We start from the raw sequence: 14,480 nt of genomic DNA on the forward strand, positions 1-14,480 counted from the left end.
TGATTGTCTTTTTGTTGAATTTCTCTAATTATAATGTTGTTCATTCTAAAAGTAAAATCTTATTTTTGTGATGTGAAGATACATGAATTTTATATAAAACGTTGCATCGAATTAGCCAAATATGGTTTGCCCGCAGCTATGCCTAATCCTTCGGTTGGAGCAGTAATTGTCTTTGAAAATAAAATTATAGGAGAGGGTTATACTTCTGCTTATGGTGGAAATCATGCCGAAGTAAATGCAATAAATGAGGTAAAAGACAAAACTTTATTATCTAAATCGACAATTTATGTCAGTTTAGAACCTTGTAGTCATTTTGGAAAAACACCACCTTGCTCTGATTTGATCATTAAATATAAAATTCCGAATGTGGTTATTGGAACCATAGATTCTAATATTAAAGTGGCTGGTCAAGGAATAAAAAAATTAAGAGAAGCTGGTATTAATGTAATTGTAGGAATTCTTGAAGCAGAATGTCGAGAATCTAACAAGCGATTTTTTACTTTTCACGAAAAAAAGCGCGCTTATATTATATTAAAATGGGCAGAAAGTGAAGACGGATTTATTGCGCCATCTTCAAAAAATGAGCAAAAACCAGTTTGGATTACTAATGTATATTCTCGTCAATTAGTACACAAATGGAGAAGTGAAGAAGCCTCCATACTTGTAGGGACTCAAACAGTTATCGATGACAATCCGAGATTAGATGTTAGAGATTGGGCAGGAAAAAATCCGACAAGAATTGTTTTAGATAAAAATAATAGAATTCCAAAAGAAAGTCATATATTTGATATTCGCCAAAAAACATTGGTAATTTCTGACAAGACAATATGTTATTCTGATAATATAGCTTTACAAATTGCGAGATTCTTATTTGATAATAATTTACAGTCTTTGATTGTAGAAGGCGGAAGACAAACTTTGCAAACTTTTATAAATGCAAATTTATGGGATGAAGCAAGGGTTTTTAAAGGAAAAGAGATGTTTTCTAGTGGTACAAAAGCCCCTAATATTACTGGAAAAATAGTGGCGAAAAGCAAAATAGGAAGTGACGAACTATTAATCTATTTGAATTATGATTAACACTATTATTTTCGATTTTGGCGATGTATTTATCAATCTTGATAAAGAAGCTTCGCTTAAGGCATTAAAAAGATTAGGGCTACATTCTTGGAATGATGAACTTGAATATTTAAATCAGGAGTTTGAACGGGGAAAATTAACAGAAGTTCAATTTATTATTGGGTTAAAAAAATTAATCCCAAATGCTTCCATTGATGATATAAGAGCTGCTTGGAACTCTGTACTTTTAGATTTTCCTTTACAAAGATTAGAGTTTTTGCAACGGCTGTCTATGATGAATTATAAATTATTTTTGTTAAGCAATACAGATGAAATTCATATAGCAAAATTTGAGCACATGCTCGGAGCTACATTTATAAGGGAATTTTATCAATGCTTCGAAAAAGTATATTTTTCTTTCGAAATTGGAGCTCGTAAACCAGATCCGCAAGCGTTTAATTATATTATCAAAAAACATGATTTGGTAACAAATCGTACTTTGTTTATCGATGATAAAAAAGAAAATACAGATATTGCAGCATCTTTAGGAATGCAAGTTTGGAATATTATTCCAGGCAAAGAAGATGTTGTAGAACTTTTTGATAAAAAATTTATTCTTAAATAATTTTTTTTGGAAATTAAAGACACTTATTTTACTATTACTGAACCATCAACTGAAGTTTTATTTAAAGAAAAAAACAGTAAGTTTTTTGGTTACGCATTTCCAATTACTTCAGAAGAAGAAGTTAAAATTCATATAGAAAGTCTTAAAAAAAAACATTTCTCAGCTCGACATTGGTGTTATGCTTATCAGATTGGGACAGATAAAATCCAGTATCGTGCTAATGATGATGGTGAGCCTAATAATAGTGCGGGAATGCCAATTTACGGACAAATTCAATCTTATAATATTACTAACGTTTTAGTGGTAGTAGTTAGATATTTTGGAGGTGTGAAGTTAGGTGTTGGCGGACTCATAACGGCCTATAAAACCACTGCGCAAATGGCTCTTGAAGAATCGGAAATTGTAGAAAAGACAATTGACACCCATTTCTTAGTTCAGTTTGATTACAAGAATATGAATAAAGTGATGCGAGTTATTAAAGAAAAAAATATTATGATTATTTCTCAAAAAATGGAAGAAGACTGCCAAATAGAAATTGCTACCCGAAAAAAAAATGCTAAGAACATTTTTGATATTTTTGAAGCGATTTTTGAGGTTGGAATTAAAGAAGTTTAGTTTAATATGAAAATTCTGCCAAACATTACTTCACTAAGGTTTTTTCTTGCAATTATTGTGGTTATTTTTCATTTACCAGAATTTTGCAGCAAGCATAATATTCCATTTTATAATTTACTCCCTATTTTTCATAAAGGGGCAGAGGCTGTTAATGTATTTTTTTCATTAAGCGGATGCCTGATAATTAGACAGTTACATATAGAAAAGAAAACTACAAATACTATTTCACTAAAAAAATTCTTTTTAAGAAGAGTCTTAAGGATTTTTCCTCTTTATTTTTTAATTTTATTTTTCGGATTGCTATATTATAATATTATACTTCCAAAATTTGGTTTTCCATTTGATAGTAATTATAATTTGTACGAAGGATTATTACTCTCACTGTTTTTTTTGCCAAATGTTTTTGTTTTTTTATATAGTCCAGGAGGTATTATAGAAGTTTTATGGTCTATAGGAGTTGAAGAACAGTTTTATTTATTTATAGCGCCTATTATATTTTTTTTGCCGGCAAAAAGAACAATTCTTTTTTTATTAATTTTTACACTGACTTTTTTTTCGATTTTTTTTTATGAAGGAACTCCTTTATTTAGAAAATTTGGGATGTACTTCTTTTATTTTACCTCGAGTGGACTTTTTTCAATATTATTTTTAAAACAAACCTTTTTATCTATATATAAGGCTGCTTTATATGTGTTGTGTTTTATTTTTATAATATATTTTACAACTAATATTTTTATTAATTATTTTTCTGTTGAAGCCTATCATTTTTTTAGTATGATTCTTTTTTCAATTGTAATTAGTTTGATGACATTATCTCCTTTAAGGTTATTAGAAAATAAACTATTGATTTATCTGGGTAAAATCTCATACGGTATATATATGTATCATTCAATTGTAATCCAACTTATAGGATTAATTTATTTAAAAGTATTTAGTAAATTTTATTTTGATAAATCGATAGTTGTTGTATTGTATAATTTTATAGTGATAATAGTTACAATTCTTATTTCCCATTTATCATATAAATATTATGAACTTTATTTTATAAAAAAGAAAAAACATTAGAGTTTCATTTTTAAAAAATTGTGACATTCTTTTTTAGGATAAAAAATATTTTACATAAGTTTTAGTTTCTCATTTACATAATCTGGAGGTAAAGTTGGTCTTCCTGTTTTCATATCTACAAATACCAAAACTGAGTTACCAGTTGTTAATAACTCATTACTTTCATTATAGATTTCATAATCAAATTCAATCTTGACTGAGGTCTGACTTTTAAAAATTGTTTTCACTCTTAATTCATCATCATAACGAGCTGGTTTTTTGTAATTCATGGTTAGTGAAACTACAGGAAGCATAATTCCGTTTTCTTCCATCCATTTATAAGAAATTCCTAGGTTTCTAAGCCATTCAACGCGTCCCATTTCAAAATATTGAGCATAATTTCCGTGATAAACTACTCCCATTTGGTCTGTTTCGGCATAACGAACACGGACTTTAAATTGATATTCTTTCATTTAGTATTATATAAAATTTAATAATTGTTTAACGTTAAAAAAAAAGACTCTTACGACATTTTTTTTATAAAATCAATAGCATAAAAATTTTTTTTTAACGATTTTATGACTCATATTTGCTATCCCGAATTAATCAAAAAATCTACTTGTTTTTTTGTAAAGATAACCTTATAATTTTAAAGCGTAAGCATGCATACTATGAATAAAACTGCTGAATCAGTCTGGGACAACTGTCTATCTTTTATAAAAGATAACATTCAGGAGCAAGCCTATAAAACATGGTTTGAACCTATTAAGTCTGTTGAACTAACTGATAACGCATTATATATTCAGGTGCCTAGTAAATTCTTTTATGAATGGCTAGAAGAACATTACGTAAAATTACTTAAAGTAGCATTAACTAAAGAACTTGGTAAAAATGCAAAGTTACTTTATAAAATTAAAATGGAAAACACTTATGGTAATAAACTTCCGTTTACAGAACAATTACCAAGTGCACACCGTTCGCCAGTAAAAACGCAAGAAATTGACGTTCCCGTACAACAAAAAAACCCAGAATTAAGAAATCCTTTTATTATTCCAGGAATTCGTAATTTAAAGATTGAATCGCAGCTAAACGCAAATTATAGTTTTGATAATTTTTTAGAAGGAGATTCTAATAGATTGGCTCGATCTGCAGGAATGGCTGTTGCTAATAAACCTGGAGGAACATCATTTAATCCATTACTTATTTTTGGTGGTGTAGGTTTAGGGAAAACTCATCTTGCTCACGCAATAGGAGTAGAGATAAAAGATAAGTACCCAGATAAAACAGTTTTGTATATTTCTGCCGAAATATTTACACAACAATATATAGACTCTGTTAAGAAAAACACGAGAAATGATTTTATACATTTTTATCAATTAATTGATGTTTTGATTATTGATGATGTTCAATTCCTTTCAGGAAAGACAGGAACACAAGATGTATTTTTTCACATTTTTAACTATTTGCATCAAAACGGAAAACAAGTAATTCTTACTTCGGATAAAGCTCCTGTTGATATGCAGGATATAGAACAACGTTTGTTGTCTCGTTTCAAATGGGGATTATCTGCGGAATTGCATCAACCAGATTACGAAACAAGAATTTCTATCTTAAAGAATATCTTATATCGTGATGGTGTAGAAATTCCTGAAGAAATTATAGAATATGTAGCACGTAACATAAAAAGTAATGTTCGTGAATTAGAAGGAGCTATTATTTCTCTTATTGCACAATCTTCTTTCAATAAAAAAGAAGTGACTTTAGAATTGGCTAAACAAGTAGTTGAGAAATTTGTTAAGAATGTAAAACGTGAAGTATCTATAGATTATATTCAGAAAGTAGTTTCTGATTATTTTCAGTTGGATTTAGAGATTTTACAATCTAAAACAAGAAAACGTCACGTTGTACAAGCAAGACAACTGGCTATGTTTTTTGCAAAAAGATACACCAAAGCTTCTTTAGCAAATATTGGTTCTCAAATTGGAGACCGTGATCATGCTACTGTTTTACATGCTTGTAAGACAGTTGATAATTTAGTTTCTACCGACAAACAATTTAAAAAATTTGTTGATGATATTAATAAAAAATTATCTCTATAAAATATGGCAAAGATATTGATGGTTTGTTTGGGAAACATTTGTCGTTCCCCACTTGCCGAAGGTATTTTACGATCTAAACTTTCATCAGATTTTATTGTAGATTCTGCTGGAACTGGACATTGGCATATAGGAAATCCTCCCGATGCAAGATCCATAAATATAGCAAAAGAAAAAGGTATTGATATTTCGTCTTTAAAAGGGCGTCAATTTTCTAAACAAGATTTCTCAGATTTTGATTATATTTATGTAATGGATAATCAGAATTATAAAGATGTAATCGCACTTGCCTCTCATGAAAATGAAAAAGCAAAAGTGCAACTCATTCTTAATGAATTATTTCCTGATGAAAACGTAGATGTTCCAGATCCTTATTATGGCCTACAAGATGGTTTTGAAAGAGTTTATGATATGCTAGATGAAGCTTGTGATGTAATTAAGGAAAGACTTTTAAAAAAATAAACCAAGATGAATATTCTAGGGAAACTATACCTTATTCCAACTACTCTTGGCGAAATGAACGCTGATGATGTCTTACCTCAAACAATTAAAAGAACTATCGATTTTATAGATTATTATATTGTTGAGAATGAGAAAACTGCAAGAAAATCTATAAAAATTGTTCATCCAGAGAAGAAACAATCAGAGCTAAAACTTTTTTTATTAAATAAACACACCGATAGCAAAGAACACCTAGATTTTATAAAACCTTTATTAGAAGGTCATAATGTTGGTTTGATGAGCGAAGCAGGTTGTCCTGGTGTTGCAGATCCTGGTGCCGTTATTGTGAAGATTGCTCACGAAAAAGGCATTCAAGTTGTTCCTTTAGTTGGTCCGTCATCAATTTTGTTAGCACTTATGGCTTCTGGAATGAATGGTCAGAGTTTTACCTTTAATGGTTATTTGCCAATTGATAAATCCGAAAAAAAACAGGCAATAAAAGGGTTAGAGAAATTATCTTTCGATAAGAATCAGTCGCAATTGTTTATTGAAACACCTTATCGAAACAATAAATTGTTAGAAGATATTTTGCAAACATTACAACCCAATACGCTTTTGTGTGTTGCTTGTGATATTACTTTACCAACTGAATACATCAAAACAATGACAGTGAATTTATGGAAAAAACAAAAGGTCGATTTACATAACCGACCTTGTATTTTTATTATTCATAAAACGTATTAGTAATGTCTCGCTTTTGCTTTTTCGCTGGGTTCTATACAACTGGTATCATAACCTGCAAAATCTTTCATATATTCTATAATAGAAGTCCCATAACCATCTTTACATTTTTTGCGCCCATTCGTTTTTAAAAATCTCTTTACGGATCCTGTTCCTCCTAAATGTGCTGCAGCTAAAATTCCAGATTCGGTAACCTCTATTCCGTTTATTATTTTTCCAGAATATTTGGCGATTTCGTCATGAAGTTCCCATTTGTTTCTAGATAAATTGGCTAAAAAAGCTTTTTCTTGCAATGTTCTACTTTTTAGAAAAGAAAGAGTATCTCTAATTCCTAAAATGCGTAAAGTTTCCGAACCAAACTGATATTTTCCTAAATATCCTAATGTATTTACTTTAGAATACTTTCCTTGAGATTCACGAACGGCTAAAGACTGTCTAAATCCTACAAAAGTTTTTCCAGTAAAAGGGATGTCAAAAAAAGTTTGGTTAAGTTCTGTTTCGGTAGGTACTGTATAAAACATTTCTTCTTTTTCAAATACATGAAACCAAGGGAAAAATTCAGAAGAGAATGGTTTAAAACCAGAACTTAAAATTGTAATTGAGGCAAATATTCCGATGTAAAATATCTGTTTTTTTGTCATAAATTATTTTTCTTTCTAACTAGGTAAAACCATCAAAATTAGAAAATTTCTACAGGGCAAATTTACAACCGAAAGGTAACTTGTTGAAATATAATATGTTAATTTTTTCTAAAAGTATAAACAATGAAAGTTAACAACTCCGTTAGATGTTAATTCGACACTTGGTGCGGGGATTTTTATAGTGTTAAAAATCGAAAAAAATGTCTTTAAAAAATGTGATTTTGTGTTAATTTTTGTTAAATCTACATCTAAGCTGAGGTAAAATTGACGGTATCTTTTGTCTTCAAAACTACTATTTACGTCAGAAATATCTTTGTTTCCAGAAATCATTCCTTCGCCTCCGTATCCAACAGCTACATTTACCCATTTTGGTATTTTAGATCTCGGAAAAAACGAATGAACGTTTGCAGACAACCAATACGTTTGTCCGTTATAATCTTTTAATATTTGTTCGTTTAGTGATTTTCCCAATGCATCTGGTCGTATGGAAGCATAAGATGTGTTGTGAAAAGAAAATTTGGGTACAATTCGTTGCTCTTTCCATAGTAATTCTTGAGAAATATATAAAGTTGTACCTGTAGCATTTGCTATAATATCCCCAGAAGAAGCACCCCATTTTTCAGAATATCCATCGAGAGCCTCAACAGCAGTTAGAAATACAAAACCTAAAGTTGACCCATAAATTAATTGTTGTTTTTTTGTAGCTCCGCTCCATTGTAATAAATTTACACCAGCATCTCCTATGTGATAGGCAGAATATAGATGCCCCAATTTATCCATTTGTAGCCATTCTTTATTGTCATTTATAAAATGAAATTTAGATTTAGGATAATCTTTGTACCAAAGCTCATTCAAACCAACTAAAGCTCCAGAAATAGCAAGAGCTTCAGTAATTACAACTGTATTTCTTCTTTGGGTAAGTAAAGAATCTGCGGGTTTTAGGAAAACCTCTATTTTGTTTTGGGCAAAAACAGGAAATGAAAAAAAAAATAAACTTAAATATATGTAGTAATATAATTTCAAAATTATTTTTCGATACCCAATTTAGTAACCCATTCTGCATATTTTTTTGCATAAACTTGATGTTGCTCATAAGTTGATGCAAAATCATGGTAACCAAAACGTTCTACACTAGCGCAAAAATAAATATAATCGTGTTTTTCTGGATTTAACACTGCATCGATAGCCGAAATATCTGGCATAGCAATAGGTCCAGGAGGTAATCCTGTATGTACATAAGTATTATAAGGAGAGGTAAGTCTTAGCATATCTCCACGAACTCTTTTGATAACTTGATCAAAATCTCCAGATTCTTTTTTGACTGCAAAAATTACCGTTGGATCTGCTTGTAATGGCATTTCGAGTTTTAGTCTGTTTAGATATACACCAGCAACACGAGGGCGCTCGTCAATTTTTACTGTTTCTTTATGTACTATTGATGCTAATGTGATGACTTGTTGAGATGTCATTCCTAGCGCTTTTGCTTTTGCTAATCTATCGTTATTCCAAAAAATAGTATATTCTTTTGCCATTTTTTCACGAAATTTTTCTGCCGAAATATTCCATTTTATTTCATAAGTATTTGGAATAAACATGCCTAGAATAGTCTCGTTATTGAAACCGTTTTTTTTCATAAAAACAGTATCACGTAGACTGTTTATAAGTGTTATGCTATCTACTTCCATTTGAGAGGAAAGGCGAGAAACTAACTTTTCTAAACTTTCTTGATTGTTAAAAGCAAGATTTAATGGTTCGTTATGACGAAGTGCAGTAATCATCTGGAAACTGCTCATTCCTTTTTTGAACAAGAATCTTCCAGAGAAAACATTGCTGTTATAAGAACGTTTTTCTGCAACAAATTTAAATTTATTAATGTTTTTTACATTCGGTTCAATAATTTTAAGCACATCTTCATAAGTTGATCCGGTTGGGATAAACACATAAAGTTCATTTTTGTCGAACTTTGTATTATTTGAAAACACATTTATATAAACGTAAATAGCAAAAGAGGCTACTAAAATTGATGAAACTATAAGGGCAATTTTCTTTTTATTCAAAACTAAAAAATTAAAAATTTGTATTTATCAATTGAAACAATTCCTCATTAAAATATTTTCCTTCATGTAAAGTCCAATCTTTTTTGGTTCCAATTTTTTGAAAACCAAAAGTAGTAAAAAGCTTTAAACTAACTTCATTATTACTACCAATATTTGCATACAATTGATGCAAATTTAACTTCATAAAAGCATAATTGACTAAAAGCGATAAAGCCTCTTTTCCTATTCCTTGATTTCTGTTTTCTGTGTTTTCGATAATGATTCCTATTCCTGCTCGATTATTTTTAGGATCAAAATCGAATAAATCTATTAATCCTAAAGGTTTCAACTCATTATTTTTACAAATAGCCAATCGCAATTGTTTGGCTTCATATATGTCCTGATGTGCATTTTCTAGATATTGTTTAATTAGAAATCTAGAATAAGGTGTTTGTGTATTGCTAACTTCCCAAACAGTTTCATTATTTTCTACGTTAAAAACGAAGTCTAAATCTTCAGGTTCTAGTGCACGGAGGTAAATATTATTTCCTTTTAATGTAATCAAAATAGATTGTTTAGAATGTTAAATCAGTACTGAAAACAAATTCTGCTGGGCCTTTTAAGAAAACATTCGTAAAAATTCCATTTTCTTCATTAAATGAAACTTCGAGTTTTCCTCCTTGCACATTTATAGTAATATTGTTGCTATTTGTTTTTCCAATCGCTCTCATAGCAATAGCAGTTGCTGTAGCGCCTGTTCCGCAAGATAGTGTTTCGTCTTCTACACCACGTTCGTAGGTTCTTATTGAAAATTCATTTTCGGAAATTTGATCTACAAAATTTACATTACTTCCTGATTTTCCGTACAAATCGCTATAACGAATTTTTGCTCCTTCATTTTTGACATCAAAATTAGATAAATCATTAACAAATTGGACATGATGGGGAGAACCTGTATTTAAGTAAATATAATTATGATGAATATTTACTTCATCTACATTTTTCATTTGAAGTGAAACAATTTCATTTTCATCGATTGAAGCGTGATGCAAACCATCTACTGCTGTAAATGTTGATTTGTCCTTTATTATATTTAGTTTTTTTGCAAAAGCAACCAGACATCGTCCGCCATTGCCACACATAGAACTTTGGTTTCCGTCGGAATTGTAATAAACCATTTTAAAATCGGTCGACTCGTCGTTTTCTAATAAAATAAGGCCATCAGCACCAATACCAAATCTTCTGTCACAAAGTTTTTCGATAAGTGCTGTATTTTCTTTTGGGAATGCTTGCAAACGATTGTCTATCATGACAAAATCGTTTCCTGTTCCTTGGTATTTATAAAGTTTCATTTTGGCAATAGTTTATTGGTTAATCGTTTTTTTTTTTTTTTTTTTGAAAAAGTTCAAAGGAAACGAAAAATATGAATTTTAGCCCTGATAGAGCCGATAGCTTTCGATTTTTTGTCGAAACTAAAGGCGAAAGCAGGAATGACGTTTTTTAGAAATTATAATGTTTTGCTTCTAAAAACTATTACAAAAGTACAAATATTAATGTTAAGTTAAAAGTTGTTAAACGAGCGTTAAACTCTTTTTATGATGACAACAAATTTCTAAATTTACGTTTAGAATTTAAAATATAAAAACATTTAACTATGAAAAAATTTGCAAGTTTATTTTTTGTGTCTTTGTTAAGCGGGGCTACAACGCTGGGAGCTTACAAACTATTTATGGAAGAAGGTAATTCCTCTAAATTGTCTATTGCGAGTAGTAATTATGCAAAAAATGTAGGGCTTACTGCCGAAAATATTGATTTTACGACTGCTGCTGAAAATACAATTCATACGGTGGTGCATGTAAAAAATGTTTCTGTTTCGAACATTCCTAATAATCCGATGTTAGAATTCTTTTATGGTTCTAGAGCTGGCGGAGGTCAGCAAACACAAGTAGGAACAGGTTCGGGTGTTATTATTAGCGAAGATGGTTATATTGTTACCAATAATCATGTTGTAAAAGATGCTACAGAGCTTGAAATTACTTTAAATAATAATAAGACATACAAGGCAAAATTAGTAGGAACCGATAGTAAAATGGATATTGCCCTGCTAAAAATTGATGCAGACGAAAAGTTGCCTTATGCCACTTTTGGTGATTCTGACAATTTAAAAGTAGGAGAGTGGGTTCTTGCAGTTGGTAATCCTTATAATTTGACATCGACTGTTACTGCTGGAATTGTTTCGGCAAAAGCGAGAGATTTATCAAACAATGGTATTCAATCGTTTATTCAAACTGATGCGGCTGTAAATCCAGGAAATAGTGGTGGTGCATTAGTAAATACTCGAGGCGAATTAATAGGAATAAACACTATGATTTCTTCTCAAACTGGTTCTTATGTAGGATATTCGTTTGCAGTTCCGTCTAATTTAACTCGAAAAATTGTTGAAGATTTGATGGAATACGGAAATGTACAACGTGGTATTTTAGGAATTGAAGCAGGAGAACTAAATAGTGCTACCTCAAAAGAATTAGGAATAAAACAAAGTACAGGTGTTTTAGTGAATAAGGTATCTAAAAATTCTGGTGCTGAAAAAGCAGGGCTTAAAAAAGATGATATTATTACAAAATTAGATGAAAAAAGTATTCTTTCTTTTGCAGATTTAACATCATACATTAATACAAAACGTCCTAATGATGAGATTAAAGTAGGGATTATTCGTAATGATAAGAATATAACTATTCCTGTTAAGTTAACTAAAAAAGAATTGATTAATTACGATTTGAAAGGGTTAGAATTAGCCGATATAGATAATGGTGATATGAAGAAGTTTAATATCAAATATGGTGTTAAAATTGAAAATATTACCAATGATGAGCTCTCAGGTTACGCAGAACAACTAAAAGGAGCAGTTATTTTAAGTATCGATAATGTAAAAGCTACTGATATTGAAACGGTAACTAAGGTTTTATCTAAAAAATCAGAAAGCCAACGTTCGCAGATAGAACTTATTACTGTAAACGGTCAGATATTGAGGTTTTTATTGTAAAATTATTTAAAAAATTAAATCAACCAGTCTTTTTAGACTGGTTTTTTTTGATACTAAAAAAACTATAAAAATCCTTTACGAAAACGATTGAAATCTATACTTTTGCATCACAAAGAATAATAATCCTTTTTTACTTAAACAATGAACAACACAACGGTTTACGAAAAAGAAATTGCTTTTCAAGCAGACAGAAGAAGAGCAGGAGTCGAATTAATAAAAATAATTAGCGATTTGTGGTATGACAAATCTATCGAAATGGTTCTTTTTAGAAACCAATTAATCGACAGAAATGTAAGCGACATTATTAACTTACATGAATATGCTGGAGAATTTGTTGGGAAACCAATATCGGTATTTGATTCGGTAGAAATCGCCAGAGCAATATTGTCGTTAGATTTACCACCATCAAAATTAGATATTGGTAAATTAACTTACGAATTTCATCTTGAAAACAACAAATATAATGATGCAAAATCATTTGTAATAGATAAATTAAAAGATGCTAAAAATACAGAAGATATTCACCCTAAAGATGTAGTTTTATATGGTTTTGGACGTATTGGACGTTTGTTAGCTAGAGAATTAATGTCAAAAATGGGTAAAGGAAACCAATTGCGTTTGCGTGCGATTGTTACTCGTGACAAAAACGATGCAACTACTTTAGAAAAAAGAGCTTCATTGTTGCGTTACGATTCTATTCATGGAGACTTTCAAGGTTCGGTTGTGGCAGATGTTGCGAATAATGCTTTAATCATCAACGGAACAACGGTTCATATTATCACAGCAAATCAGCCAGAAGACATAGATTATACAGCTTACGGAATCGAAGATGCTCTAGTTATTGATAATACAGGAGCATTTACAACTCAAGAAGCGTTGGCAAGACATTTAACTTCAAAAGGAGTTGACAAAGTATTGTTGACAGCACCTGGAAAAGGAGTGCCAAATATTGTACATGGTGTAAACCAAAATGAATACAATCCAGACGAGGTAAATATTTTTTCTGCGGCTTCATGTACAACTAATGCAATTACTCCAATTTTGAAAGCAGTTGAAGATACTTTAGGTGTTGTAAAAGGACATTTAGAAACGATTCACGCTTATACAAATGACCAAAATTTAGTAGACAATATGCACAAAAAGTACCGTCGTGGTCGTGCAGCAGCATTAAATATGGTCATTACAGAAACTGGAGCTGGAAGCGCAGTAGCAAAGGCATTACCAAGTTTAGCTGGAAAATTAACTTCTAATGCAATTCGTGTTCCTGTTCCTAATGGCTCACTTGTGGTTTTAAATCTTGAAGTAGGAAAAACAACTTCGATTGAAGAGGTAAACAACATCATGAAAAAATATGCTTTAGAAGGAGAACTAGTAGAGCAAATTAAATATTCATTAAACAACGAATTAGTGTCTTCTGATATTGTAGGAACATCAGCACCATCTATCTTTGATAGTAATGCTACGATTGTTTCTACCGATGGTAAAAATATCGTATTGTATGTTTGGTATGATAACGAATATGGTTACAGCCACCAAGTAATTCGTTTGGCAAAATATATTGCTAAAGTAAGAAGATATACTTATTATTAGTAGATAATGCTTCGACAGTTTTAAATATGACAGTTGAAGAAAAACAAAAAAAATCCGCTTTGAGAAATCGAAGCGGATTTTTTTTGTAAAAAATTATATCTTTATGATATGACTTCAGAAGAAACAAACCAAAAAATAATACATTTTTTCGAAAATATCGAAAAGTATTATGGTTGTAAAACCGAAATTACCGAAGGTTTGTATTCGAATTTAGAAATAAATAATCCCGATTTTATAACCTGGAATTTATCTGAATTTGTGCTCATTCGTTCAGCTTACCGGAATAATGGTGAACGATTTATGTTTGAAGGAGAAAAAATGTACTTCGAGATTTCTGCTAAAAACATTATTAGTTTAGAAGAACCAGGCAGAAATAAATTTGAGTTTTTAGAACAATATGGCGAAACGGTTTTTAGAATTACTAAAATCAGGTTTCATTATAAGTATTGAATTTTTTAGTCACCGATTTTATTATCTTTGAAAGATAGATAAATACGTTTTTCAATTATTTACAAATGATTATAATCGTTTGTATGATAAACCTTCGTT

16 protein-coding genes are annotated in these 14,480 nt (G+C 30.4%); 10 read left to right on the forward strand and 6 right to left on the reverse strand.

The window, feature by feature from the left end; translation table 11 throughout:
* The first annotated feature begins 72 nt into the window (after window positions 1-72).
* From ribD to ACKVOV_RS03535, 4 genes are read left to right on the forward strand one after another with little or no spacing between them, the layout of a single operon-like run.
* On the forward strand, window positions 73-1,080 hold the full coding sequence (gene ribD / locus ACKVOV_RS03520; RefSeq protein WP_409205449.1) for a bifunctional diaminohydroxyphosphoribosylaminopyrimidine deaminase/5-amino-6-(5-phosphoribosylamino)uracil reductase RibD: 1,008 nt from the start codon (window positions 73-75) through the stop codon (window positions 1,078-1,080).
* Window positions 1,073-1,684, forward strand: coding sequence for an HAD family hydrolase (locus ACKVOV_RS03525; RefSeq protein WP_409205390.1), 612 nt, complete (start codon window positions 1,073-1,075; stop codon window positions 1,682-1,684). Before ribD ends, ACKVOV_RS03525 begins: the two co-directional genes overlap by 8 nt.
* Before the next feature lie 6 nt (window positions 1,685-1,690).
* Window positions 1,691-2,299, forward strand: coding sequence for an IMPACT family protein (locus tag ACKVOV_RS03530; protein ID WP_409205391.1), 609 nt, complete (start codon window positions 1,691-1,693; stop codon window positions 2,297-2,299).
* Window positions 2,300-2,305: 6 nt separating this feature from the next.
* A complete protein-coding gene (locus tag ACKVOV_RS03535) occupies window positions 2,306-3,364 on the forward strand; it encodes an acyltransferase family protein (RefSeq protein ID WP_409205392.1) in 1,059 nt (352 codons plus the stop codon).
* Between the two features lie 50 nt (window positions 3,365-3,414).
* Here the strand turns inward: ACKVOV_RS03535 and ACKVOV_RS03540 are convergent, their stop codons facing one another.
* Window positions 3,415-3,816: an acyl-CoA thioesterase gene (locus ACKVOV_RS03540; protein ID WP_409205393.1), complete on the reverse strand. Its 402-nt coding sequence runs from the start codon at window positions 3,814-3,816 to the stop codon at window positions 3,415-3,417.
* Between the two features lie 198 nt (window positions 3,817-4,014).
* Between ACKVOV_RS03540 and dnaA the strand changes: the two genes are divergently transcribed.
* Genes dnaA through ACKVOV_RS03555 form a run of 3 tightly spaced genes read left to right on the forward strand, consistent with a single transcriptional unit; the run spans window position 4,015 to window position 6,624 of the window.
* Window positions 4,015-5,442, forward strand: coding sequence for a chromosomal replication initiator protein DnaA (gene dnaA / locus ACKVOV_RS03545; protein ID WP_409205394.1), 1,428 nt, complete (start codon window positions 4,015-4,017; stop codon window positions 5,440-5,442).
* Between the two features lie 3 nt (window positions 5,443-5,445).
* Window positions 5,446-5,901, forward strand: coding sequence for a low molecular weight protein-tyrosine-phosphatase (locus tag ACKVOV_RS03550; RefSeq protein ID WP_409205395.1), 456 nt, complete (start codon window positions 5,446-5,448; stop codon window positions 5,899-5,901).
* A gap of 6 nt (window positions 5,902-5,907) precedes the next feature.
* The gene (locus tag ACKVOV_RS03555) at window positions 5,908-6,624 is read left to right on the forward strand and encodes an SAM-dependent methyltransferase (RefSeq protein ID WP_409205396.1); all 717 of its coding nucleotides are present in this window, start codon (window positions 5,908-5,910) and stop codon (window positions 6,622-6,624) included.
* Here ACKVOV_RS03555 and ACKVOV_RS03560 read toward each other — a convergent pair.
* The 5 genes from ACKVOV_RS03560 to dapF all read right to left on the reverse strand — a co-directional run bounded on the left by ACKVOV_RS03560 (window position 6,621) and on the right by dapF (window position 10,650).
* Window positions 6,621-7,262, reverse strand: coding sequence for a peptidoglycan-binding protein LysM (locus ACKVOV_RS03560; RefSeq protein WP_409205397.1), 642 nt, complete (start codon window positions 7,260-7,262; stop codon window positions 6,621-6,623). The two genes, ACKVOV_RS03555 and ACKVOV_RS03560, sit on opposite strands and share 4 nt — an antisense overlap.
* A gap of 108 nt (window positions 7,263-7,370) precedes the next feature.
* Window positions 7,371-8,285, reverse strand: coding sequence for a DUF2279 domain-containing protein (locus ACKVOV_RS03565; protein WP_409205398.1), 915 nt, complete (start codon window positions 8,283-8,285; stop codon window positions 7,371-7,373).
* A 2-nt stretch (window positions 8,286-8,287) separates the two neighbouring features.
* On the reverse strand, window positions 8,288-9,319 hold the full coding sequence (gene mltG / locus ACKVOV_RS03570) for an endolytic transglycosylase MltG (RefSeq protein ID WP_409205399.1): 1,032 nt from the start codon (window positions 9,317-9,319) through the stop codon (window positions 8,288-8,290).
* A gap of 10 nt (window positions 9,320-9,329) precedes the next feature.
* The gene (locus tag ACKVOV_RS03575) at window positions 9,330-9,863 is read right to left on the reverse strand and encodes a GNAT family N-acetyltransferase (protein ID WP_409205400.1); all 534 of its coding nucleotides are present in this window, start codon (window positions 9,861-9,863) and stop codon (window positions 9,330-9,332) included.
* Window positions 9,864-9,873: 10 nt separating this feature from the next.
* The gene (gene dapF / locus ACKVOV_RS03580; protein ID WP_409205401.1) at window positions 9,874-10,650 is read right to left on the reverse strand and encodes a diaminopimelate epimerase; all 777 of its coding nucleotides are present in this window, start codon (window positions 10,648-10,650) and stop codon (window positions 9,874-9,876) included.
* Between the two features lie 302 nt (window positions 10,651-10,952).
* Here dapF and ACKVOV_RS03585 point away from each other — a divergent pair, with 302 nt between their 5' ends.
* From ACKVOV_RS03585 to ACKVOV_RS03595, 3 genes are all read left to right on the forward strand, one after another.
* Complete coding sequence (locus ACKVOV_RS03585) at window positions 10,953-12,341, forward strand: Do family serine endopeptidase (protein WP_409205402.1); 1,389 nt, start codon at window positions 10,953-10,955, stop codon at window positions 12,339-12,341.
* A gap of 141 nt (window positions 12,342-12,482) precedes the next feature.
* Window positions 12,483-13,931: a glyceraldehyde-3-phosphate dehydrogenase gene (locus tag ACKVOV_RS03590; protein ID WP_409205403.1), complete on the forward strand. Its 1,449-nt coding sequence runs from the start codon at window positions 12,483-12,485 to the stop codon at window positions 13,929-13,931.
* A 108-nt stretch (window positions 13,932-14,039) separates the two neighbouring features.
* Window positions 14,040-14,381 carry a hypothetical protein gene (locus tag ACKVOV_RS03595; protein WP_409205404.1) on the forward strand — a complete coding sequence of 114 codons (342 nt, stop codon included), beginning with the start codon at window positions 14,040-14,042 and terminating at the stop codon, window positions 14,379-14,381.
* Window positions 14,382-14,480: the final 99 nt, after the last annotated feature.

The organism is Flavobacterium sp. (assembly GCF_046153165.1).
GTDB lineage: Bacteria > Bacteroidota > Bacteroidia > Flavobacteriales > Flavobacteriaceae > Flavobacterium.